17 protein-coding genes are annotated in these 23230 nt (G+C 66.7%); 8 read left to right on the forward strand and 9 right to left on the reverse strand.

The window, feature by feature from the left end:
* Positions 1 to 92: 92 nt before the first annotated feature.
* From recC to ACQ4OD_RS24040, 6 genes are all read left to right on the forward strand, one after another.
* The gene (gene recC, locus ACQ4OD_RS24015; RefSeq protein WP_430945056.1) at positions 93 to 3575 is read left to right on the forward strand and encodes an exodeoxyribonuclease V subunit gamma; all 3483 of its coding nucleotides are present in this window, start codon (positions 93 to 95) and stop codon (positions 3573 to 3575) included.
* Positions 3572 to 7243, forward strand: coding sequence for an exodeoxyribonuclease V subunit beta (gene recB, locus ACQ4OD_RS24020; RefSeq protein ID WP_430945057.1), 3672 nt, complete (start codon positions 3572 to 3574; stop codon positions 7241 to 7243). Before recC ends, recB begins: the two co-directional genes overlap by 4 nt.
* Positions 7240 to 9297, forward strand: a complete 2058-nt coding sequence (recD, locus tag ACQ4OD_RS24025) for an exodeoxyribonuclease V subunit alpha (RefSeq protein ID WP_430945058.1) — start codon at positions 7240 to 7242, stop codon at positions 9295 to 9297. Before recB ends, recD begins: the two co-directional genes overlap by 4 nt.
* A 69-nt stretch (positions 9298 to 9366) precedes the next feature.
* Positions 9367 to 9942: a YfiR family protein gene (locus ACQ4OD_RS24030; protein WP_031316726.1), complete on the forward strand. Its 576-nt coding sequence runs from the start codon at positions 9367 to 9369 to the stop codon at positions 9940 to 9942.
* Positions 9939 to 11210 (forward strand): diguanylate cyclase domain-containing protein, encoded by a 1272-nt coding sequence (locus tag ACQ4OD_RS24035; RefSeq protein ID WP_198755508.1) that lies wholly within the window; start codon positions 9939 to 9941, stop codon positions 11208 to 11210. Before ACQ4OD_RS24030 ends, ACQ4OD_RS24035 begins: the two co-directional genes overlap by 4 nt.
* A 3-nt stretch (positions 11211 to 11213) precedes the next feature.
* Positions 11214 to 11714: an OmpA family protein gene (locus ACQ4OD_RS24040; protein ID WP_256659234.1), complete on the forward strand. Its 501-nt coding sequence runs from the start codon at positions 11214 to 11216 to the stop codon at positions 11712 to 11714.
* 40 nt (positions 11715 to 11754) lie between these two features.
* On the opposite strand, the gene ACQ4OD_RS24045 is transcribed toward ACQ4OD_RS24040, so the two are convergent.
* Positions 11755 to 12705, reverse strand: coding sequence for a LysR family transcriptional regulator (locus ACQ4OD_RS24045; protein ID WP_102684573.1), 951 nt, complete (start codon positions 12703 to 12705; stop codon positions 11755 to 11757).
* A 133-nt stretch (positions 12706 to 12838) separates the two neighbouring features.
* On the opposite strand from ACQ4OD_RS24045, the gene ACQ4OD_RS24050 reads away from it, so the two are divergent.
* Together ACQ4OD_RS24050 and mmsB are read left to right on the forward strand one after the other, a co-directional pair.
* Positions 12839 to 14365: a CoA-acylating methylmalonate-semialdehyde dehydrogenase gene (locus tag ACQ4OD_RS24050; RefSeq protein WP_038707313.1), complete on the forward strand. Its 1527-nt coding sequence runs from the start codon at positions 12839 to 12841 to the stop codon at positions 14363 to 14365.
* Between the two features lie 10 nt (positions 14366 to 14375).
* On the forward strand, positions 14376 to 15266 hold the full coding sequence (mmsB, locus tag ACQ4OD_RS24055) for a 3-hydroxyisobutyrate dehydrogenase (RefSeq protein WP_028691313.1): 891 nt from the start codon (positions 14376 to 14378) through the stop codon (positions 15264 to 15266).
* Between the two features lie 211 nt (positions 15267 to 15477).
* Here the strand turns inward: mmsB and ACQ4OD_RS24060 are convergent, their stop codons facing one another.
* From ACQ4OD_RS24060 to ACQ4OD_RS24095, 8 genes are all read right to left on the reverse strand, one after another.
* A complete protein-coding gene (locus ACQ4OD_RS24060) occupies positions 15478 to 15822 on the reverse strand; it encodes a cupin domain-containing protein (RefSeq protein ID WP_023631693.1) in 345 nt (114 codons plus the stop codon).
* A gap of 130 nt (positions 15823 to 15952) precedes the next feature.
* Complete coding sequence (locus ACQ4OD_RS24065; RefSeq protein WP_198755507.1) at positions 15953 to 16885, reverse strand: phosphatidate cytidylyltransferase; 933 nt, start codon at positions 16883 to 16885, stop codon at positions 15953 to 15955.
* A gap of 1 nt (position 16886) precedes the next feature.
* On the reverse strand, positions 16887 to 17507 hold the full coding sequence (locus tag ACQ4OD_RS24070) for a lysophospholipid acyltransferase family protein (RefSeq protein WP_139668481.1): 621 nt from the start codon (positions 17505 to 17507) through the stop codon (positions 16887 to 16889).
* Between the two features lie 7 nt (positions 17508 to 17514).
* Complete coding sequence (locus ACQ4OD_RS24075; RefSeq protein ID WP_430945059.1) at positions 17515 to 17934, reverse strand: hypothetical protein; 420 nt, start codon at positions 17932 to 17934, stop codon at positions 17515 to 17517.
* Complete coding sequence (locus ACQ4OD_RS24080) at positions 17931 to 19277, reverse strand: phosphatase PAP2/dual specificity phosphatase family protein (RefSeq protein ID WP_430945060.1); 1347 nt, start codon at positions 19275 to 19277, stop codon at positions 17931 to 17933. The genes ACQ4OD_RS24075 and ACQ4OD_RS24080 overlap by 4 nt, the downstream gene beginning before the upstream one ends.
* Positions 19277 to 21031, reverse strand: coding sequence for a bifunctional alpha/beta hydrolase/class I SAM-dependent methyltransferase (locus tag ACQ4OD_RS24085; protein WP_198755505.1), 1755 nt, complete (start codon positions 21029 to 21031; stop codon positions 19277 to 19279). Before ACQ4OD_RS24085 ends, ACQ4OD_RS24080 begins: the two co-directional genes overlap by 1 nt.
* Positions 21032 to 21061: 30 nt before the next feature.
* On the reverse strand, positions 21062 to 21667 hold the full coding sequence (locus ACQ4OD_RS24090) for a CDP-alcohol phosphatidyltransferase family protein (protein WP_139668488.1): 606 nt from the start codon (positions 21665 to 21667) through the stop codon (positions 21062 to 21064).
* Positions 21668 to 21791: 124 nt separating this feature from the next.
* Entirely contained in the window at positions 21792 to 23129 is a 1338-nt protein-coding gene (locus ACQ4OD_RS24095; protein ID WP_198755503.1) for an MATE family efflux transporter, read from the reverse strand.
* Positions 23130 to 23230: the final 101 nt, after the last annotated feature.

Here is a 23230-nt window from a genome sequence, read left to right on the forward strand (position 1 = left end):
CCCATGGCCTGCCGGGCAGCATCGCGAGACCTTGTCTGCTGTCTCCGTGATAAGGTTTCCCGTCAGCATTAACCGCATTCCCGAGAGCTCCTATGCCGCAGACCACCTCACTCCACCCAGGTTTCATGATCGTCCAGGGCAATCGCTTGGACGAACTGCGTAATCTGGTGGTGAGCGTGATGCGCCGCTACCCCCTGGCGCCACTGGAAAACGAGATTGCGCTGGTACAGAGCAACGGTATCGCCCAATGGCTGAAACTGGCTCTGGCCGAGGACCCGCAAGACGACGATCAGGGCGGTTGCGGGATCGCCGCTGCCATCGATGTGCAGCTCCCGGGCAGCTTCATGTGGCAGCTGTATCGCCGTGTGTTGGGCCGTGATGAAATCCCCGAGGTTTCGCTGCTCGACAAGGCCCCCCTGACCTGGCGCCTGATGCGTCTGCTCCCGGAAGTGATCGAGCGTCCGCACTTCGAACCTCTGCGCCGCTTCCTCACCGACGATAGCGACCTGCGCAAGCGTTACCAGCTAGCTGAGCGCCTTGCCGACCTGTTCGACCAGTACCAGGTCTACCGCGCCGACTGGTTGAAGGACTGGGCAGATGGTGCCCATGTACTCAATACCGCCCGTGGCGAGCGCAAGCCCTTGGCTGCTGGCAATCGCTGGCAGGCCGAGTTGTGGCGGCTCCTGCTCGAGGACGTGGGCGAGGAGGGCATGGCCCAGAGCCGAGCCGGTGTGCACCAGCGCTTCATCGAACGTATCAACAGCCTGGAGCAGGCGCCCCCAGGGCTGCCGGCGCGATTGATCGTGTTCGGCATTTCGTCGCTGCCGGCACAGATCCTGGAAGCCCTGGCAGGTCTTGCCCGTTTCAGCCAGGTGCTGCTGTGCGTGCACAACCCCTGTCGTCACCACTGGGGCGATATCGTCGCCGACAAGGACCTGCTGCGGCACCAGTACAAACGCCAGCAACGCAAGCAGGGCATGCCTTTGCAGCTGGACGACGAACTGCTGCATCAGCATGCCCATCCGCTGTTGGCGGCCTGGGGCAAGCAGGGGCGCGACTACATCAACCTGCTCGACAGCTACGACGACCCAGGCAGCTACCAGAATGTCTTCAGCGAAGGCCGTATCGACCTGTTCAGTGATGCACAACCCGAGACCCTGCTCAACCAGCTGCAGGACGATATCCTCGAGCTGCGGCCTTTGGCCGAGACGCGTACGCAATGGCCAGCAGTCGATCCGGCCAAGGACCGCTCCGTGCGCTTCCACCTGGCCCATAGCCCGCAGCGCGAAGTCGAGATCCTCCACGACCAGTTACTCGCCCGCTTCAGCGCCGACCCGACCCTGCGCCCGCGCGACGTCATCGTCATGCTGCCGGCCATCGACACCTACGCACCGCATATCCGTGCCGTGTTCGGCCAGCTCGATCGCAGCGACCCGCGCTACATCCCCTTCACCCTGACCGACCAGGGCCAGCGTGGTCGCGACCCATTGCTGATTGCGCTGGAGCACCTGCTCAAGCTGCCCGACAGCCGCTTTGCCGTCAGTGAAGTGCTCGATCTGCTGGACGTACCGGCCGTGCGCGCCCGTTTCGCCATCCAGGAAGGCGACCTGCCGACGCTGCATCGCTGGATCGAAGGGGCGGGTATCCGCTGGGGGCTGAGTGCCGAACAGCGCGCCAGCCTGGGGCTGCCGGAAGGGCTGGAGCAGAACAGCTGGCGATTCGGCCTGCGCCGGATGTTGCTGGGGTACGCGGTCGGGGTGGGCGAAGGCTGTGACGGCATCGAGCCTTATGACGAGATCGGCGGCCTCGATGCCGCGCTGATCGGGCCGCTGGTCGCGTTGCTCGATGCCCTGGAGGTCGCTTGCCAGGCCCTGACCCAGCCGGCCTCTGCGCCAGACTGGGGCGCACGGCTGCACGCCCTGCTGCAGATCTTCTTCCTGGCCGAGAACGAACACGACGAGCTGCTCCTGGTGCAACTGCAGGATTTGCGCGACACCTGGCTGGAAACTTGCGAAACGGTGGGCCTGCAAGACCTGCTGCCGCTCACGGTGGTGCGCGAAGCCTGGCTGTCGGGGTTGGACCAGGGCAAGTTGTCGCAACGCTTCCTTGCCGGTTCCGTGAACTTCTGCACCCTGATGCCCATGCGTGCCATTCCGTTCCGGGTGGTCTGCCTGCTGGGCATGAACGATGGTGACTATCCACGCGCCCAGCCGCCCCTGGACTTCGACCTGATGGCCAGCGACTATCGCCCGGGCGACCGCTCCCGGCGAGAGGATGACCGTTACCTGTTGCTCGAAGCCCTGCTTTCGGCACGTGACCAGCTCTATGTCAGCTGGGTCGGACGCAGTATCCGCGACAACAGCGAGCGTCCGGCCTCGGTGCTGATCGGGCAACTGCGCGATCACCTGGCCGCCGGCTGGCAGCTCGCCGGTGCCAAGGCCGGGTTGCGCGATGACGCTGGACAGCAGTTGCTGCATGCGTTGACCCAGGAGCATCCGCTGCAGCCGTTCAGCCAGCGCTATTTCCAGAAAGGCAGCCCGCTGTTCAGCTTTGCCCATGAGTGGCTGGCCTTGCATCAGGCCGAGGACGGCGCAGCGACCGCCCCTATCGGGCTGTCGCCCTACGTCAGCGATGAACCGCTGAACCTGGTGCAGCTTCAGGACTTCCTGCGCCACCCGGTACGGCATTTTTTCAGCCAGCGCCTGAAAGTGTTCTTCGAAACGTTGGAAGCGCCGACTCCGGACGAAGAACCCTTCGTCCTGGATGCCCTGCAACGCTATGGCCTGAGTGAAAGCCTGCTCGGCGCCGCGCTGGCCGACCCCGACAACGCTGAGCGAGCCCTGCAAGCCCAGGCCCGGAAGCTGCAGGCCTGCGGGCTGCTACCGTTGGCCGGGTTCGGTGAGGCCTTGCAGGCGGAGCTGATCCAGCCGCTGCCGGATTTGCTGCAACGCCATCGACAGTTGCTGCAGCGCTGGCCGACGCTGGTCGAGGGTGCCCTGCCGATTCACTTCGAACAGGGCGCGCAGCGCCTGGAAGGCTGGCTCGGCCGTGTGTACCAGGGCGAAGACCAAAGCCTGCTGAGCATCGCCACCGTGCCCAATACCCTCAGTGCCGGGCGCAACAGCCTGAAATGGCATCGCTTGATCCCGGCCTGGGTCATGCACCTTGCCGCCTGCGCCTCGGGCTATCCGCTGCACAGCGCGTTGGTGGCCAGCGACCTGACCTTGTTGCTGGCACCGCTGCCGCAGGCCGATGCGACGCAGCGCCTGGGCGAGCTGCTGGTGGCTCGCCAGGCTGGAATGAACGCGCCCTTGCCCGTCGCGGCCAAGACCGCCTTCGCCTGGCTGGCCCAGGAGGACCCGGACAAGGCCCTGGCTGCCGCGGCCCGGGCCTACGAAGGTGACGGTCAGAACAGCTTCGGCGAGCGCAGCGAGAGCCTGGCCCTGGCCCGTCAATACCGTGACTTCGCCGCACTGGCCCTCGAGGAAACCTTCGAGGGTTGGTGCGAAACCCTGTATCGCCCCTTGTTCGCGGCGCCCTGGCAAACCCTGGGCAACCCGGAGAGCGCCCAATGACCCAAGCCCGCCCCCTGGCGCTGAGCTTTCCTTTGCACGGCAGCCAACTGATCGAGGCCAGCGCCGGCACCGGCAAGACCTTCACCATCTCGGCCCTGTACCTGCGCCTGATCCTCGGGCATGGCGGCGAGCAGGGCTTTGCCCGCGAGCTGCTGCCGCCGCAGATCCTGGTGGTGACCTTCACCGATGCGGCAACCAAGGAGCTGCGCGAGCGTATCCGTGCGCGCCTGGCTGAAGCGGCGCGCTTTTTCCGCGGCGAGCTCGAGGACGCCGACCCTTTGCTGCACCTGCTGCGCGAGGATTATCCACGGGCGCACTGGCCACGCTGTGCCAACCGTCTGGAAATCGCCGTGCAATGGATGGACGAAGCGGCGGTGTCGACCATCCACGGCTGGTGCCAGCGCATGTTGCGCGAGCATGCGTTTGACAGTGGCAGCCTGTTCACCCAGAGCCTGGAAACCGATCACAGCGAGTTGCTGGGCCAGGTCATGCGCGACTACTGGCGGCGCTTCTGCTACGGCATGCGTGGCGAGCCGCTGGCCTGGGTGCGCGGCAACTGGGGCAGCCCCGATGCCTTGTTGCCAAGGATCAGGCCATTGTTCGGCCGCGTCCGTGGCCAGGTGGACGAGCAGGAGCCGCAAGCCTTGATCGAGGCGACCCTGCGCCAGCGCACCGAGCAGTTGGCCCAGCTCAAGGCCCCTTGGGCCGCCTGGGCCGATGAGCTGCAGCAGATCTGCCGCGATGCCGTGGCGGCCAAGCAGGCGGACGGGCGCAAGTTGCAGGCACGCTACTTCGAGCCCTGGTTCGACAAACTGCGCGCCTGGGCCGGTGATGAGCAGGCCATGGAGCTGGACCTGGGCACCGGCTTCACCCGGCTGACCCCGGCGGGCATGGCCGAGGCGTGGAAGGCCGGCGAGCCACCGCAGCACCCGGCGTTGCACGCCATGGCGGCCCTGCGTGAACAGTTGCAGGGGCTGGCCAGCCCCGATGCGCGCCTGCTGGAGCATGCCGCTGCCTGGGTTTCGGCGCGCTTCGAGGTGGAGAAGCGTCGACGCGCCGAAATGGGCTTCGACGACATGCTTTTGCGCCTTGAGCATGCCCTGGGCAGCGATGCCGGCGAGCGCCTGGCCGCGTTGATCCGCGAGCAGTTCCCGGTCGCGTTGATCGACGAGTTCCAGGACACCGACCCCGTCCAGTACGGCATCTTCGAGCGCATCTACCGTATCAGCGAGAACAATCCGGACACCGGCCTGTTCATGATCGGCGACCCCAAGCAGGCGATCTATGCCTTCCGCGGCGCCGACATCTTCACCTACCTGGCCGCGCGCCGCGCCACCGCCGGGCGCCTGCACAGCCTGGACACCAACTACCGCTCCAGCCAGGCCATGGTCGCGGCGGTGAACCGGGTATTCCTCCAGGCCGAGGAGCGTGCCGAGGGCCGTGGGGCATTCCTGTTCCGGGCCCATGGCGATAACCCGCTGCCTTTCGTCGAAGTACGCGCCAAGGGCCGTGGCGAGCAATTGCTGGTGGCCGGGCAGCCGAGCGCAGCCCTTTGTTGCTGGCAACTTGAAAGTGATGAGCCGGTATCCAGTACTTTGTATCGCCAGCAGCTGGCGGCCAGTTGCGCGAGCCATATCGTCGAACTGCTCAATGGCGGGCAGCAAGGCGTCAGTGGTTTCGCTGATGCTGCTGGCAAGCTGCGGCCCTGTTTGCCTTCCGATATCGCCATCCTGGTGCGCGACGGCCGCGAGGCCCAGCTGATCCGCGCCGAGCTGGCCGCCCGCGATGTGCGCAGTGTGTACCTGTCGGACAAGGACTCGGTGTTCGCCGCCCAGGAGGCCCACGACCTGCTGGCCTGGCTCAAGGCCTGCGCCGAGCCGGACTCGGAGCGCCTGCTCAAGGCCGCCCTGGCCAGCCTGACCCTCGACCTGCCGCTGGTCGAACTGGAGCGCCTGAACCAGGACGAACGGGTCTGGGAGGGCTGGGTGATGCGTTTTCGCCGCTACCGCGACACCTGGCAACGCCAGGGCGTGCTGCCGATGCTGCGCCGCCTGCTGCATGACTTCCAGCTGCCCCGCGCGTTGATGGGCCGCAGTGACGGCGAACGCGTGCTGACCAACCTGCTGCACCTGGCCGAGCTGTTGCAGCAGGCGGCGGGCGAGCTGGATGGCGAGCAAGCGCTGATCCGTCACCTTACCGAGCACCTGGCCAACGCAGGGCAGGCGGGCGAGGAGCAGATCCTGCGCCTGGAAAGCGACGAGCAACTGGTCAAGGTGGTGACCATCCACAAATCCAAGGGCCTGGAATACCCGCTGGTGTACCTGCCGTTCATCTGCACCAGCAAACCGGTGGATGGCCAGCGCCTGCCCTTGGGCTGGCACGATGACCAGGGCGTGGCGCACCTGACCCTGACGCCGAATGCCGAGCAGATCGAGCGCGCCGACGACGAGCGCCTGGCCGAGGACCTGCGCCTGCTCTACGTCGCCCTGACCCGCGCCCAATACGCCTGCTGGCTGGGCGTCGCCGACCTCAAGCGCGGTACCCAGCGCAGCTCGCAACTGCACCGTTCGGCACTGGGTTACCTGCTCGGCGGCGGGCTGCCGTTGCCCGCCTCCAGCCAGCTGGGCGAGTGGCTCCAGGCACTGGCGGCGAGCAACCCGGCCATCAGCCGGGAGGCGCTGCCCGAAGTGCAGACACAGAGCTATCGCACGCCGGACAGCCAGCGCGAACTCCTGCCGCCGCGCAAGCCACGGCGCGCCGCCACGGAACACTGGTGGATTGCCTCCTACAGTGCCCTGCGGGTGGGCGACCAGACGCTGATCGCCGACAGCTCCCAGGCCCAGCAACTGCTGGACGACGAGCTGCTGGACAGCCAGCTGCTGCGCGAGGTCCCGGCCGAGGCGGGCGATATCCACCGCTTCCCCCGTGGGCCGAACCCGGGGACCTTCCTCCATGGCCTGCTCGAATGGGCGGGCCGCGAAGGCTTCGCCGAGATCAGCAGCCAGGCCGAGGTGATCGAACGCACCGTGGGGCGGCGCTGCAATCGACGCGACTGGACCGGCTGGATCCCCACGCTGACGCAGTGGCTGCAGCAATTGCTGCTGCAACCCATGCCGCTGCAGGGTGCCACCCTGACCCTGGCGCAACTGAACCATTACCAGATCGAAATGGAGTTCTGGTTCGCCAGCCACCAGGTCGACGCCCTGCGCCTCGACTACCAGGTGGCGCGCCATACCCATGGCGGCGCGGCGCGCCCGGCCGCGCAACCGACCTTGCTCAATGGCATGTTCAAGGGCTTCATCGACCTGGCGTTCGAGCTCGACGGGCGCTACTACGTGGCCGACTACAAGTCCAACTGGCTTGGCCCCGACGCCGAAGCCTATGGCGACCTGGCGATGGAGCAGGCGATCCTCGAGCACCGCTACGACCTGCAGTACGTGCTCTACCTGCTGGCCCTGCATCGCCAGTTGCGCGCCCGCCTGCCTGACTACGACTACGATCGGCATGTCGGTGGCGCCGTGTTCATCTTCCTGCGCGGCGTCACGTCGGCGGGCCACGGGCTGTATCATGCGCGGCCACCCCGGGCGCTGATCGAGCAGCTCGACGCGATGTTCCGGGGTGAGCAAGAACCTGAACAACAGGACCTGTTTGCCGGAGCCGCGCCATGAGCCGCAACCTCGATGACCTGCTGCCCACGCCGTTGCAGGCGGAGCATCTGAGCGCCAGCCAGGACCTGCTGGCGTTGCTCGATCGTTGGGTCGAGCGCGGTTGGTTGCGTGCCCTGGACCGGGCCTTCGTGAGCTTTCTCGAGGAGCGGGCGCCAGGCAGTGATCCTTTGGTCCTGCTCGCTGCGGCGCTGGCCAGCCACCAGCTGGGGCATGGGCATGTGTGCCTGGATCTGCGCCAGACCCTCGCTGAACCAGACTTCGCCCTGTCGCTGCCACCGGAAGGCGATGTCCTGGCCGGGCCGCTGCTGCTGCCTTCGCAACTGCTGGCCAGCCTTGACCTGGGTACCTGGCTGCAACGGATTGCCGAGAGCCCGCTGGTCGCGGCGGGCGATAGCGTCGAACAGCGCGCCCGGCCACTGGTGCTCAGCGCCGAGCGCCTGTACCTGCGCCGCTACTGGGCCTACGAGCGGCGGATCGACGACGCCCTGCATGAGCGCCTGGCGCGCCGTCAGCCTCAGCCCGCCGATCTGGCCCAGCGCCTGGCGCAACTGTTCGACGGCGGCTCGGCGGCCGGCGAGGTGGACTGGCAGAAACTCGCCTGCGCGCTGGCCACCCGAGCGGGTTTCAGTGTGATCACCGGCGGTCCCGGCACCGGCAAGACCACCACCGTGGTACGCCTGCTGGCATTGTTGCAGGGGCCGGCGGTCGAGCAAGGCCGGCCGCTGCGTATCCGCCTGGCGGCACCGACCGGCAAGGCCGCGGCGCGCCTGACCGAGTCCATCGGCCAGCAGGTCGAGCGCCTGCAGGTGGACGTTGAGGTACGGGCGCAGATCCCCACCGAGGTCAGCACCGTGCACCGCCTGCTGGGCAGCCGCCCAGGCTCGCGGCATTTCCGCCATCATGCCGGCAACCCGTTGCCGCTGGACGTGCTGGTGATCGACGAAGCCTCGATGATCGACCTGGAGATGATGGCCAACCTGCTCGATGCCCTGCCGTCCACCGCACGGCTGGTGCTGCTGGGCGACAAGGACCAGCTGGCCTCGGTGGAAGCCGGGGCGGTGCTGGGCGACCTGTGTCGCGACGCCGAGGAAGGCTGCTACTGGCCGCAGACCCTGGCCTGGCTGGAGCAGGTGGGCGGGCAGTCGCTGGCGGGCATCGGCCTGAAACCGGGCGATGGCCAGCGCAATCCGCTGGCCCAGCAGATCGTGATGCTACGTCATTCGCGGCGTTTCGGCGAAGGCAGCGGCATCGGCCAGCTGGCGCGCCTGGTCAATCGCCAGCAGGCGCTGGAGGCGCGGGCGCTGCTGGCGACCCGGCCTGCGGACGTTCATTGCCTGACCCTGGGCGGCGAACACGACAAGCGCTTCGATCGCCTGTTGCTAGACGGCCTTGGCCAGGGCGGCGAAGGGCCGCAGGGTTACCGTGGCTACCTGCGCACCATCGGCCGCTTGCGCCCGCCGCCTGGCACCCCGGGCGACGATCCGCGCTGGGAGCGCTGGGCGGCCGAGGTACTGCAGAGCTTCGAAGCCTTCCAGTTGCTTTGCGCCGTGCGCAGGGGCGCCTGGGGCGTCGAAGGCCTGAACGAACGCGTGGCCCGGGTGCTGCACAATGCCGGGCTGATCGATAGCCAGCAACCCTGGTACGAGGGCCGCCCGGTACTGGTCACCCGCAATGACTACGGTCTTGGGCTGATGAACGGTGATATCGGCATTGCCCTGCGCCTGCCGGACGAGCAGGGCGAGGCGCTGCTGCGCGTGGCCTTCCCGCGCAACGATGGCAGCGGTGGGGTGCGCTTCGTCCTGCCCAGCCGGCTCAGCGAAGTGGAAACCGTGTTCGCCATGACCGTGCACAAGTCCCAGGGCTCGGAGTTCAGCCATACCGCGCTGGTGCTGCCCGATGCCTTGAACCCGGTGCTGACCAAGGAACTGGTGTACACCGGCATCACCCGCGCCAAGCAATGCTTCAGCCTGATCGAGCCGCGCGCCGGGGTGTTCGAGGAAGCGGTGGAGCGCAAGGTCAGGCGTGTCTCGGGGCTGATGCTGGAGCAAGTCTGACTCTGGAGTTCGCCGCCGATATGCTATCGTTGCGGCATTATCCGCAAACATTTTGTGAGATTTTCCCCCATGACTGTGGCTGTCTCGGTCTTGAGACGAGTGACGGGTTGTGCGCTCTCGCTGCTGATGGCCACGCTGTTGTCGACCGGCGCTCCCGCCTGGGCGGGCACTGCCGCGTCGGACGCGCAGGCGCAGCAACGGGCCAAGGCCGTGACCCAGGTGGTACTGGGGATCCTCAGCTACGCACGCTGGCCTGCCGACCCCAACCCCTTGCGCCTGTGCCTGGTCGGCCCTACCGAGTACGCCGACGACCTGATCAAGGGCAACGTGCAGAACTCCGGGCAACCCTTGCAGGTGCGCCGTCTGCTGGCCGACGACCCGAGCGTGGCCAATGCCTGCGATGCCATCTATATCGGCAAGCTCGACAAGCTGGAACGTGAGCGACTGTTCCAGCGGGTCAATGGCCACCCACTGCTGAGCATCAGTGAGGCCGATGACCCGTGCACGGTGGGTAGCCTGTTCTGCCTGCGGGTCAGCGACCAACAGGTGGCGTTCGACGTCAACCTCGACTCGGTGGCGCGCAGCGGTGTGCGCATCCACCCCAGCGTGCTGCAGCTGTCGCGACGGCGGGCAGGGCAGCCATGAAACGTTCAGCCAAGCGCTTCAGCCGGCCGACCCTGCGCGCCGTGCTCAGCCGTCGTCACCTGAGCGTGGCGCTGCTCGCCGCGGGCCTGGCCGGTGTGTTGGTGACCCTGCTCGGCGTGGCGGCGTTGCGCGTCTATGCCAATCACAACCTGCACCTGATCGCTCGCTCCATCAACTACACCGTCGAGGCCGCCGTGGTGTTCGACGACAGTGCCGCGGCCAACGAAGCGCTGGCATTGATCGCCTCCACCGAGGAAGTCGCCGACGCCAAGGTCTACGACAACGACGGCGAGCTGCTCGCTCATTGGCAGCGTGATACGCCCGGTGTGATGGCGCAGTTGCAGACCCAGGTGGCGCGCAGCCTGCTGGAAGAGCCGATCAACATGCCGGTGCAACACATGGGCCAGCGCGTCGGGCATATCGAGTTGACCGGGCAGGGTGGCAGCCTGGTGCGCTTCCTGCTCAGCGGCCTGGTCGGGATCCTGGTGTGCACGGTGCTCAGTGCGGTGCTGGCGCTGTACCTGTCACGACGCCTGTTCGGCGACATCATCCGGCCCCTGCGCAACCTGGCCAGCGTCGCCCATGCGGCGCGGCGCGAGCGCAGTTTCGACCGCCGCGTGCCGGAAACCCAGATCGCCGAGCTCAACGAGCTGGGCAACGACTTCAATGCCCTGCTCGATGAGCTGGAGGTGTGGCAGAACCACCTGCAAAGCGAGAACGAAACCCTCGCCCACCAGGCCAGCCACGACAGCCTGACCGGCCTGCCCAACCGCGCCTTCTTCGAAGGGCGGCTGAGTCGCAGCCTGCGCAACGCCGCACGCACTGAAGATCACCTGGCCCTGTTGTTCCTCGATAGCGACCATTTCAAGCAGATCAACGACAGCCTCGGCCATGCGGTGGGGGACGAAGTGCTGATCAGCGTGGCCAGCCGGGTGCGTGCGCAACTGCGCGAGCATGACCTGGTGGCGCGCCTGGGCGGTGACGAGTTCGCCGTGCTGCTGACGCCGCTGCACTCACGCGAGGATGCCCAGCGCATCGCTGAAAAGATCGTCGCCAGTATGAGGCTGCCGGTGCAGCTGGAAGACGGCAACAGCCTCACCACGTCGCTGAGCGTGGGAATCGCCTATTACCCGGACGACGGCCGTGACCCGGCCAGTCTGCTCAATGCCGCCGATGCGGCGATGTACCAGGCCAAGCGCAATCGCCGCGGCCATTGGCAAGTGGCACAGACGGAACGCTGTGCCAACGATGCAAAGAACAGGAGCTGAACCGTGACCAAGCGTTTTTCCCTACTGCGTTTCCCGTTGCTCACCCTGCTGCTGGCGCTGTTGGCCCTGGCCGGCTGCCAGAGCGTGCCGCCCAAGGGGCTGACACCCGAGCAGGTCGCCGTGCTCAAGCGCGAGGGCTTCGCCCCGACCGATGACGGCTGGGCGTTCGACCTGTCCGGCAAGGTGCTGTTCGGCAGCGACCTGGACAGCCTCAACAGCCAGAGCGAGTCGATCGTCGAGCGCATCGGCAAGGCGTTGCTGTCGGTGGATATCCAGCGCGTGCGCATCGACGGCCACGCCGACGCCTCGGGCAAGGCCGCCTACAACCAGCAGTTGTCCGAGCGCCGCGCGCAGAGCGTGGCCAAGGCCTTGGCCGGCATCGGCATGCAGCCGCAGAACATCCAGACCCGCGGCATGGGCAGCAGCCAGCCGGTGGCGGACAACCGTACCGCCGCAGGGCGCATGGAGAATCGCCGCGTGTCGATCGTGGTGGGGTCGGAGTGATACCGACATCGCGGGGCAAGCCCCGCGATGATGCCTACCCTCAATCCCGAGCGAACTTCATCTCCCGCGTCTCCCCCATCAACAACGGCGCATTGGCCTCGGTCACCTCACGGATGTAATCCCACAGCAGGGTGATCCGCTTCAACTTGCGCAGGTCCTCCCGGCAGTACATCCAGAACTGCCGCGTCACCTCGATCTGCTCCGGCAGCACCGTCACCAGGCGTGGATCCTGCGCCGCCAGGAAGCACGGCAGGATCGCCAGCCCACGCCCCTGCAACGCTGCTGTGTACTGGGCGATCACGCTGGTGCTGCGCAGGTGCGCGTTGGCGTTGGGGATCAAGTTGGCCAGGTACAGCAACTCCGAGCTGAAGGCCAGGTCGTCCACGTAGCTGATGAACGGGTGGCGCCCCAGGTCGGCGATCTCGCGAATCGGCTCGTGGCGATCCAGGTAGTCCTGGGTGGCATACAGGCGCAGGCGGTAATCGCACAGCTTGCAGCACACATAGGGGCCGTGTTCCGGGCGCTCCAGGGCGATGACGATATCGGCTTCGCGCTTGGACAGGCTGATGAAGTGCGGCAACGGCAGGATGTCCACCGAGATCGCCGGCCAGGCATCGACGAAGTGGCTCAACTGCGGGGTGACGAAGAAGCTGCCGAAGCCTTCGGTGCAGCCCATGCGTACATGCCCCGACAATGCCACGCCCGAGCCCGAGACTTGCTCGCAAGCCATGTGCAGGGTGCTCTCGATCGACTCGGCATAGCCCAGTAGGCGCTGGCCCTCGGCGGTGAGGACGAAGCCGTTGGTCCGCGATTTTTCGAACAGCAAAGTGCCCAGCGCCCCTTCCAGTGAACCGATGCGCCGCGACACCGTGGTGTAGTCCACGGCCAGGCGCTTGGCCGCACTGCTGGCCTTGCGGGTGCGCGCTACCTCAAGAAAGAACTTGAGGTCGTCCCAGTTCAGCGCGCTCAGGGAGGTGAGGTCTTTTTGCATGATGATCCGGTTTTTTTGTGCATTCTTGTTGGATGTTTGCACATCTATACTCGAACTCAGCCCCTAAGCGCCACCCCGTGTTCGCTCCGGCGTAGGCGTCCTCGTTCCGACAATAATTCCAAGGAGAGCGCAGATGAACGCACCCCAGACGCCCGACCAGACCAAGGTCGAGCAGGTCAAGCTGCTGATCGACGGCCAATGGGTCGAGTCGAAGACCACCGAATGGCGTGACATCGTCAACCCGGCGACCCAGCAAGTGCTGGCGCGGGTGCCGTTCGCCACCGTCGAGGAAGTGAACGCCGCGGTAGCCGCTGCCGAGCGTGCCTTCAAGACCTGGCGCGACACTCCCATCGGCGCGCGCATGCGCATCATGCTCAAGCTGCAGGCGCTGATCCGCGAACACAGCAAGCGCATCGCCGTGACCCTCAGCGCCGAACAGGGTAAGACCATCGCCGACGCCGAGGGCGATATCTTCCGCGGCCTGGAAGTGGTCGAGCACGCCGCCTCCATCGGCACCCTGCAGATGGGTGAGTTCGCCGAAAACGTCGCCGGCGGCGTCGACACCTATACCCTGCGCCAGCCGATCGGCGTGTGCGCCGGCATCACCCCGTTCAACTTCCCGGCGATGATCCCGCTGTGGATGTTCCCGATGGCCATCGTCTGCGGCAATACCTTCGTGCTCAAGCCGTCCGAGCAGGATCCGCTGTCGACCATGATGCTGGTCGAGCTGGCGCTGGAGGCTGGCGTGCCGGCCGGTGTGCTCAACGTGGTGCATGGCGGCAAGCAAGTGGTCGATGGCATCTGCACCCACCCGGACATCAAGGCGATCTCGTTCGTAGGTTCCACCGAGGTCGGCACCCACGTCTATAACCTGGGCAGCCAGCACGGCAAGCGCGTGCAGTCGATGATGGGCGCCAAGAACCACGCCGTGGTGCTGCCCGACGCCAACCGCACCCAGACCATCAACGCCCTGGTCGGCGCCGCCTTCGGCGCGGCCGGCCAGCGCTGCATGGCCACCTCGGTGGCGGTGCTGGTGGGCAAGGCCCGCGAATGGCTGCCGGATATCAAGGACGCGGCCAGCAAGCTCAAGGTCAACGCCGGCAACGAGCCGGGCACCGATGTCGGCCCGGTGGTCTCCAAGCGCGCCAAGGAGCGCGTGCTGGGCCTGATCGAGAGCGGCATCAAGGAAGGCGCCAAGCTCGAGCTCGACGGTCGTGACGTCAAGGTGCCGGGCTACGAGCAAGGCAACTTCGTCGGCCCGACCCTGTTCTCCGGGGTGAAGACCGACATGCAGGTCTACACCCAGGAAATCTTCGGCCCGGTGCTGGTGACCCTGGAGGTCGACACCCTCGACGAGGCCATCGCCCTGGTCAACGCCAACCCGTTCGGCAACGGCACCGGTCTGTTCACCCAGAGCGGCGCGGCGGCGCGCAAGTTCCAGAGCGAGATCGACATCGGCCAGGTCGGCATCAACATCCCGATCCCGGTACCGGTGCCGTTCTTCAGCTTCACAGGTTCCCGCGGTTCCAAGCTCGGTGACCTCGGCCCGTACGGCAAGCAGGTGGTGCAGTTCTACACTCAGACCAAGACCGTCACCGCCCGCTGGTTCGACGATGACAGCGTCAATGACGGTGTGAACACCACCATCAGCCTGCGCTAAGGAGCTCGTCATGCGTATCGCATTCATTGGCCTGGGCAACATGGGCGCGCCCATGGCCCGCAACCTGATCAAGGCCGGGCACCAGCTCAACCTGTTCGACCTCAACAAGACCGTGCTGGCCGAACTCGCCGAGCTGGGCGGGCAGGTCAGCACCTCGCCCAAGGACGCCGCCGCCAACAGCGAGCTGGTGATCACCATGCTGCCGGCCGCCGCTCATGTGCGTGGCGTGTACCTGGACGAAGAAACCGGCGTGCTGGCCGGCATTCGCCCCGGCACCCCGACCGTGGATTGCAGCACCATCGACCCGCAGACCGCCCGTGAGGTCTCCAAGGCCGCGGCGGCCAAGGGCATCGACATGGGTGATGCGCCGGTCTCCGGCGGCACCGGTGGCGCGGCCGCCGGCACCCTGACCTTCATGGTCGGCGCCAGCGCCGAGCTGTTCGCCACGCTCAAGCCGGTGCTGGAGCAGATGGGCCGCAATATCGTGCATTGCGGCGAAGTCGGCACCGGGCAGATCGCCAAGATCTGCAACAACCTGCTGCTGGGTATCTCGATGATCGGCGTGTCCGAGGCCATGGCCCTGGGCAATGCGCTGGGCATCGACACCAAGGTGCTGGCCGGGATCATCAACAGCTCGACCGGACGTTGCTGGAGTTCGGACACCTACAACCCGTGGCCCGGCATCATCGAGACTGCCCCGGCTTCACGGGGCTACACCGGCGGCTTCGGCGCCGAGCTGATGCTCAAGGACCTGGGGCTGGCCACCGAGGCCGCGCGCCAGGCGCACCAGCCGGTGATCCTGGGTGCCGTGGCCCAGCAGCTGTACCAGGCCATGAGCCTGCGCGGCGAGGGTGGCAAGGATTTCTCGGCGATCGTCGAGGGGTACCGCAAGAAGGATTGACCCGCGAGTGGACTTGATCGCGGACCGTATGGTCTTCCCCCTTGTAACTGCGCACCTTGGGGGAGGGGCATGCGCTCCGCGTTTTTTTTGCCCGGCAGAACGGGCGTTTGAATCGTGGGAGCGGGCTTGCCCCGCGATGACTTCAAATCAGGCGACGGCGTTGTCCCGCCTGACGTCATCGCGGGGCAAGCCCGCTCCCACGATTACCGCTTCAGGCAAACACGAAATACTTGCGCACCGTCTCCACCACTTCCCAGGTCCCTTTCATCCCCGGCTCGATCACGAACACATCCCCCGCCTTCAGATGCTTCGGCTCCTCGCCTTCCGGGGTGACGATGCAGTAGCCATCGAGGAAATGGCAGTACTCCCACTTTTCGTAGTTGACCTCGAATTTGCCCGGCGTGCAGATCCAGGTTCCCATGATCTTGCTGCCGTCGGCGGACAGGTAGGCATTGAGGTTGACGGTGTGCGGGTCGCCGCCGATGCGCTTCCACTTGGTCGCGTCGACCACCGGGGTCGGACAGGTTTCGCGCAGGACGGTGATGAAATCGGACATGGCGTGGCTCCAGATAGCAGGTGAGATGACGCGTCACCATAGGGCCATCGACGTACGGGCAGTTGCCTGGGCTCGACGTCCAGCTGTCAGAGCGCGCTATCTCAACCCAAGCCTGCCGATCGGCCAGGCCTCACGCCCACCAGTACCGCACGAAGTGGAAGAACACCGGCGCGGCGAAGCACACCGAGTCCATGCGGTCGAGCATGCCGCCGTGGCCTTCGATCATGTGGCCCCAGTCCTTCACCCCGCGGTCGCGCTTGATCGCCGACATCACCAGCCCGCCGAAGAAGCCCATGGCATTGACCGTCAGCGCCATCAGCGCCGCCTGCCAGAAGGTGAACGGGGTGATCCAGCACAGCAGGGCGCCGACCAGGGTAGCCAAGGCCACCCCGCCGGCCAGGCCTTCGACGGTCTTCGACGGCGACAGGTTGGGCGCCACCTTGCGTTTGCCGAACAGCTTGCCGCAGACGTACTGCAGCACGTCGCTGATCTGCACTACCAGGATCAGCCAGGCGATCAGCAGCAGGTTGCGGTCTTCGTAGCCGGGGATGTCCAGGGTCATCAGCGCCGGCACCGAGGACACGCAGTACACCGCGATCATCAGGCCCCACTGCACCTTCGAGGCGCGCTCGAGGAAGCGCGTGGTGTCGCCGCCGAAGCTGGCGAGGATCGGCAGCAGAAGGAACAGGTACACCGGGATGAAGATGCTGAACAGGCCGTACCAGTCCATGGCGATCAGCAGGTACTGCACCGGCAACGCCACGTAGAACGCCGCCACCAGGGCGGGGTAGTCGCTGCGTCGGGTCGGGGTGAGGGTCATGAACTCGCGCAGGGCGTAGAACGAGACGCCGTAGAACAGCACGATGACGCCGTACTTGCCGAACAGGAAGGCGATGCCGATCACCAACACCATCACCCACCAGGCATTGATGCGCGCGTTGAGGTTGTCGATCACCGCATGTGGCGCGGGGCCGGCACGCCACTTGAGCAGTCGGCCGACGAGGCTGGCGAGCAGCAGCAGGGCGCCGATACCGGCGAACAGTAACAGGGTGTTGTGATCCATCTCAGGCTTCCTTCGGGGCCAGGTTCAGCAGGGCCTGGCGGGCCCGCTCGAGAAAGGCGTGCTTGGCTTCGTCCGGCTGCAGGTGCAGCGGCTCGCCGAAACTCAGGGTGCACAGCAGCGGCAGGGGTAGGGCCCGTCCTTTGGGCATGACCCGGTTGAGGTTGGCGATCCACACCGGCACCAGCTCCACCTGCGGGTTGGCCGAGGCCAGGTGGAACAGGCCACTCTTGAACGGCAGCAGCGGGTCGTCGGTGAGGTTGCGCGTGCCCTCCGGGAAGAAGATCAGCGAGTCACCCTGGGCGAAGGCGTCGAGCACCGGTTGCAGCGGGTTGCCCTCGCTGGCCTGCTGGCGATCGATCAGCACGCCGTTGAACACCTTGCGGATCAGGAAATCGCGGATGCCAGGCTTGCACCAGTAGTCGGCGCCTGCCACTGGCCGGGTGCGGCGGCGCAGCGGCTCGGGCAGCGCGGCCCAGAGCAACACGAAGTCGCCGTGGCTGCTGTGGTTGGCGAAGTACAGGCGCTGTACCGGTTGCGGCGTGCAGCCCAGCCACAGGGCGCGGGCACCGGTGATCAGGCGGGCGGCGGAGGTGATGACGAAGGCAGTCAGGCTGGCGAGCATCGGGGGGTTATCCGGTGAAGGGGAGGGTGACGGCGAGCAGCACCTGCACGGCGAGGCACAAGGCCTGACGGCGCAGCAGGGCCAGGGCGGCCTCGCTGCGTGCAGGCCAGCGGCGTGGATCGTCGACGGTCGGTTTCAGGCGCAGTTCGAACAGGGCGCGGTCCAGGGCCAGGGTATCGGCGGGCAGGTCGTCGCAGTTGGCGAGCCGGGCGAACAGCTCGGCATCCAGGGCAACGCGTATGGCCCAGTACTTGTGTGCCAGGCCAAGCGCCAGCAACGCTGCGCAGAACACTCGGGGCAGCGCTGGCAACGGCGCGCCCAGCATGGGCGCCAGGCTGCAGGCCAGGGCCAGCAAGGTGATGCCGTCCGACCAGCGCTCCAGTTGGCGACCACGGGCGAGCAGGCTGGCGACGACGAGCAGGTTCATGGCCGGGTCTCCAACGGCTGCAGGGCCTGGCGGTGGGCTGGATGCAATACCACGCCGGGGCGCGCCTGGCGGATCAGTGTTTCGGCATGCGCGATTGCCTTGCAGCGGCCGCTGACCACCAGCCAGGCGGCGACCGCGCTGGCGCTGCGCGAGTAGCCGAGCGCACAGCAGACCAGTACCGGGCCGTGCCGGCGCAGGTGTTCGATAGCCTCGGCAGCTTGCTGCAAGGTCTGCGTGTCAGGGGCGACCAGGTCCAGTGACGGCAGATTCAGGTAGGACTGCGAAGCCTGTGACGTCTGCTCGTGGGAGCGCGCTTGCCCCGCGATGAGGACCCTGCAGGCCAGCTCCGCGCTGAGGTCGATCACCGCCGGGAACAGCCCCGCGTCACCCGCGCCCGGCACACGCCCGAGGTACACCCCCTCGCACACCTCATCCGCCTGCGGGTGGCGCCAGGTCCACAGCCTTGAATTGATCCAGGCCCCAATCAGGTAAGGCGCCAGCAATGCCGTCGCCGCGACCGACAGCCGGCCATCGTTGCCTTTCTGGAAACCTTGCGCCCCGAACAGCGCATAGTTCAACGCTACCAACAGCAGTGAAAACCCAGGCCAGAGCAGCCACAAGGCGGTGTGTCCCAGCTTGAACCCGAGCACGGCCAGCACCAGCGCGCCCAGTCCATAACGCAATGCCAGCCGCCAGCGTTTGGGGTCGCGTGCCAGGCGCGCCTGCTGCCAGGGCAGCGGCCCTTGTTGCGGCCACAGCCACAGGCAGACGAACCCGGCCAACGCCCCGGTCGGTACATCGATAAAGTGATGCTGCCAGGTGCTAAGGACCGACAGCCCGATCAGCCCCATCCAGCCGTGCACCAGCCAGCGCCTGGCTGGATGCCGTGTATGGCGGGCAAACATCGTCCAGATGATCACCAACAGCGCGATATGCAGCGAAGGCGCCTGGTTGTAGGGCTTGTCGAAGCCCATCAGCACATCGAACAGCCAGCCGAACAACCCCGACAGCTCGGGGCGCTCGAAGGTGAAGCGCAGCGGCCAGAGCAGGAAGCAGGCCACGCAGATCACCTGTGCCGTGAGCAATGCCAGGGCATGTCGGTCCATCTCGCGACGTGTACGCGGCAGCAGGAACGACAACCCGTACAGCAGGTCGATCGACCAGTACGGGATGATCGTCCACGGCCACAGCGGCATGTGCCGTTCCCAGGCGAACACCAGGCTGCCGATATCGTCGCGTCCGGCCGTGTAGGTGTTGGCCAGGCCGTAGCTGAGGAAAAACAACGGCCCGAGCAACAGCAGCCAGAGCACGCCGCGGCGGATCAGCCCGGCTTCACGGGCCATCAACGCACCCGCTGCGCCAGGCTGACGCTGAAGATGCCCCATTCATCGATGCGCTGGGTGATCTTGCGGAACCCTGCGGCCTCGACCAACTGATCCATTTCTGCCTGGCTGCGTCGGCGCATCACCCAGGCCTGGCCGCCGCGGTGGCTGGTCAGGGCGCGGGCGATCATCTCCAGCTGCGGATGCCAGGGCTGGCCGGTGTAGACCAGGTAGCCGCCGTCCTCGACGGCATCGGCCAGGCCCGCCAGCGAATTGCCGACCAGCTCGTTGCTGGCGAACAGCTCGTAGAGGCCCGAGACCACCGCGAGGGTGGGGCGTGGCGTGAGGCTGGCCATGCTTTGCCGATCGAAGGCATCACCCTGGACGAAGCGGGCGATCTCGGCGAGGCCTTTTTCGGTGATCAGTGCGTTGCCCTGTTGCACGTTCAGTTCGCTGTAGTCGCGCAGCAGGATCGAGTCGGGCAGTTGCTGCAGGCCTTGCAAGGCCTCGAGGATATAGCGGCCATGGCCGGCGGCGATATCGACGATGTGGACCGGGCGCTGTTGCTCGCGCAGCTGGGCGATGGCCAGGCGCAACAGCTCCTCGACGTTCAGCTTGCGCTGGCGGATACCGCGCCAGCCGATGGCGTCCAGGTAGTTCCGGTCGACCAGCTCGCCCAACCGGCCTTTGCCGGTCGGCGTATTGCGGTAGACGTAGTCGAGGGTGGAGCCGGAGTCGAAGCCGGTGTCGAAGCCCAGTTTCACCCCCTCGGACAGGCCCTTGCCCAGCCGCAGGCCGGCACGGGTGGCGCGCCAGTAGAGGTCGCGTGGCGAATGGCGTGGCAACGGCGCAGCCAGGCTCTCGGCCTCGGCGCAGCTGGCGCCGCTGCGGTCGGCGTCGAGCAACGCCGGCCACGCTGGCGGCGCGTCGAAGCAGTGCGCTATGAAGCGCTCGATCCGCGCCAGGGCGTGGGCGCGGTCGCGCTCGCCGAGGGTATCGTGGAAGAAGCCGGGCAGGATGTGCTTTTCCTTGCGTGCGCTGCCCAGGCGATCGAAGAACTGCTCCTGCGGCTTGCGCTCGACCACCAGGTCCGCGCCGGAGATCAGCAGTTGCGTCGGCACCTGGATCGCCTGGGCGTCGGCCACCACGCGGTCGGCGGCGTCATACAGGCCCAGCAGCATGGTGACCGAAATGGGCCGGCTGATCAGCGGGTCGGCGACATACGACATGACCCGCTCCGGGTCATGGGTCAGCAGGCGCGGCTTGACGTAGCTGTTGACGAAGAAGTTGCCGCGCAGGGCCTTGAGCAGCTTCAGGCCAGGGCGGGCGAAGGGGACGTAGAGCTTGACCTTGAACGCCGGCGAGGCGAGCACCAGGCAGCGCACCCTGGGCGCATAGTCGTGGGCCCAGGTGGCGATCAGCACCGCGCCGACGCTTTGCGCCAGCACTACCATGTCCGCCTCGGCGATGCCGTGCCGGGCCTGAAGATGCTCAATGAAGGTCTGCACGTCGCGCACGCTGGTGGCGAAGCCCGGACTGTCGCCGCGAGCGCCCGGCGATTGGCCATGACCACGGGCGTCCCAGGCGAAGAAATCATAACCGGGCATGTTCAGTTCGTCGGCCAGGTGGGCCATGCGCCCGCCGTGCTCGTGGCCGCGGTGGAACATCACCACGGCGCGGCGTGGTTGATGCTCGTTGCGCGTGGCGGGCCAGTGACGATAGTGCAGCTCGACGCCGTCATGGGTGCAGAAATGCAGCGATTGCGCTTGGCGCATGGCGAATATCCTTGTCCGGCAGCGAGGGGCTCAGCGGGTTTCGGCCAGGCCGTGGCGAACCCGGTTGTACAGGGTATAGAGCGAGAGCAGCAGGATCACCAGCAGCAGGCCATTGATCCAGCTCGCGGCCAACAGTCCGAACGCCACGCCGGTGCCCAGCACGCCGAAGGCGAAGGCCCGGTCGCTCTTGCCCATCGGCCCGTCGTAGCGGCGTGACGCGCCGGCCAGCGGGCCCATTACCCCGGCGTATTCGCTGATCACGGCGAACACCACCACCAGCACCACCAGTGTCGGCGAAACGCCCGGCAACAGGGCAAACGGCAGGTACAGCGCGGTGTCGGCGATCACGTCGCACAGTTCATTGAGGTAGGCGCCGAGCCTGGACTGCTGGCCGAACTCGCGGGCGAGCATGCCGTCGACCGCGTTCAGCGCCATGCGTAGCAGCATCCACAGCGGTATCAGGATGAACAGCCAGGTGACCTGGTGCTGCCAGGCGAGCAGCAGGCCAAGGAGGATGGAGACCGCCGCCGCGGCGACGGTCACCTGGTTGGCGGTGACGCCACGGTCGTACAGGCGTTGCACCGAAGGGCGCAGCAGCGCCTGGAAGCGGGGTTTGAGCTGGTAGATGGATGGCACGGCGAATTCCCTGTCATGGTGCGGCATGGCCGCGATTGTGGGGAATCAGGCCGGGCGCAGGCAAGGGGGCAGGTGAGGGCTTTCTCCTGGTTTCGTGACGCAGCGCTGCAAAGCGGCGCCGTTCTCAGGGAATCCAGCGGTCGCGCTGCTGCAAACGCCACCCCAGCCACCCCAGCGTTACCGCCCGCAGCACCATGAAGCCGAGGAACGCCCACCACAGCCCATGGTTGCCGAACCCGCGCATGGCAAGCGCCAGGGGCAGCGCAACTGCCACCGACAGCAGCATCGCATTGCGCATCTCGCGGGCTCGCGTCGCGCCGATGAACAGGCCGTCGAGCAGGTAGCTCCACACGGCTACCAATGGCAGCACCGCCAGGTAAGGCAGGTAGGGATATGCCGCGTCGCGCACGCTGGCGATGTCGGTTTGCAGGTCGATGAACAGGTGCCCGCCCAGCAAAAACAGCACGGCGAACACCAGGCTGACGATCAGTGACCAGCCGCAGGCCACCACCAGTGCCTGCTTCAGGGCACTGCGGTCACGGGCGCCGATGGCATGGCCGCACAGGGCCTCGACCGCATGGGCCAGGCCATCGAGGGCATAGGCGGTGAGCATCAGGCCATTGAGCAGCAGGGCATTGGCCGCCACCGTCGCCTCGCCCAGGCGCGCACCCTGCACGGTGAGCAGCAGGAACACCAGTTGCAGCGCCAGGCTGCGCAGGAAGATGTCGCGGTTGACCGCCAGCAGCGGCCGCCAGCTCTGCCAGCGTTTCAACGCGGCCCAGACGACCTGCCCGGGGTAGGCGCGCAAGGCCGGGCGGGTGAGGGCCAGGCCGAGCAGGGCAGCGCTCCATTCGGCGATCACCGAGGCCCGCGCCGAGCCGACCACCCCCCAGTCAAGGCCAAGCACGAACCACAGGTTCAAGGCGATGTTGAGCAGGTTGGTGGTCAGCAGGATCGCCAGCGGCGCCCGGGCGTTCTGGGTGCCGAGGAACCAGCCGACCAGGGCATAGCTGGCCAGTGCTGCCGGCAGGCCGAGTAGGCGGGTGTGGAAGAAGGCTTCGGTCGAGGCATGCAGCGCCTCGCTGGGCTGCATCGCCTGCATCGCCAGTTGGCTGAAGGGCAGGGCCAGCAGGCCGATCAGCACGGCGAAAGCCAGCGCCAGCAGCAACCCCTGCACCAGCACCTGGCGCAGCGCGGCGCCATCGGCGCGGCCGGCGGCCTGGGCGGCGAAGCCGGTGGAGCCCATGCGCAGGAAGCCCAGCAGGCCGACCATGAAGGTGAATAGCGTGGCACCGACGGCCACCGCGCCCAACTGATGGGCATGGGGCAGATGGCCGATCACCGTGCTGTCAACCAGCGCCACCAGCGGCACCGAGATGTTGGACAGGATCATCGGCGCGGCCAGGGCCCAGACCTTTTGGTGGGTGGGGCGGTTGCGCCAGGCGGTGGACAGTGAAGACATGCGGACTCCAGCGGGGTGCAGTAGGGGAATCGCGGGGGAAAAACCCCCCCCCACCTTTGGGGGAGGGGGTTTCCCCCCACTTTTCAAAAAAATTTTCCCCT

Origin of the sequence: Pseudomonas sp. WC1, assembly GCF_050586565.1 — a bacterium.
Classification (GTDB): Bacteria; Pseudomonadota; Gammaproteobacteria; order Pseudomonadales; family Pseudomonadaceae; genus Aquipseudomonas.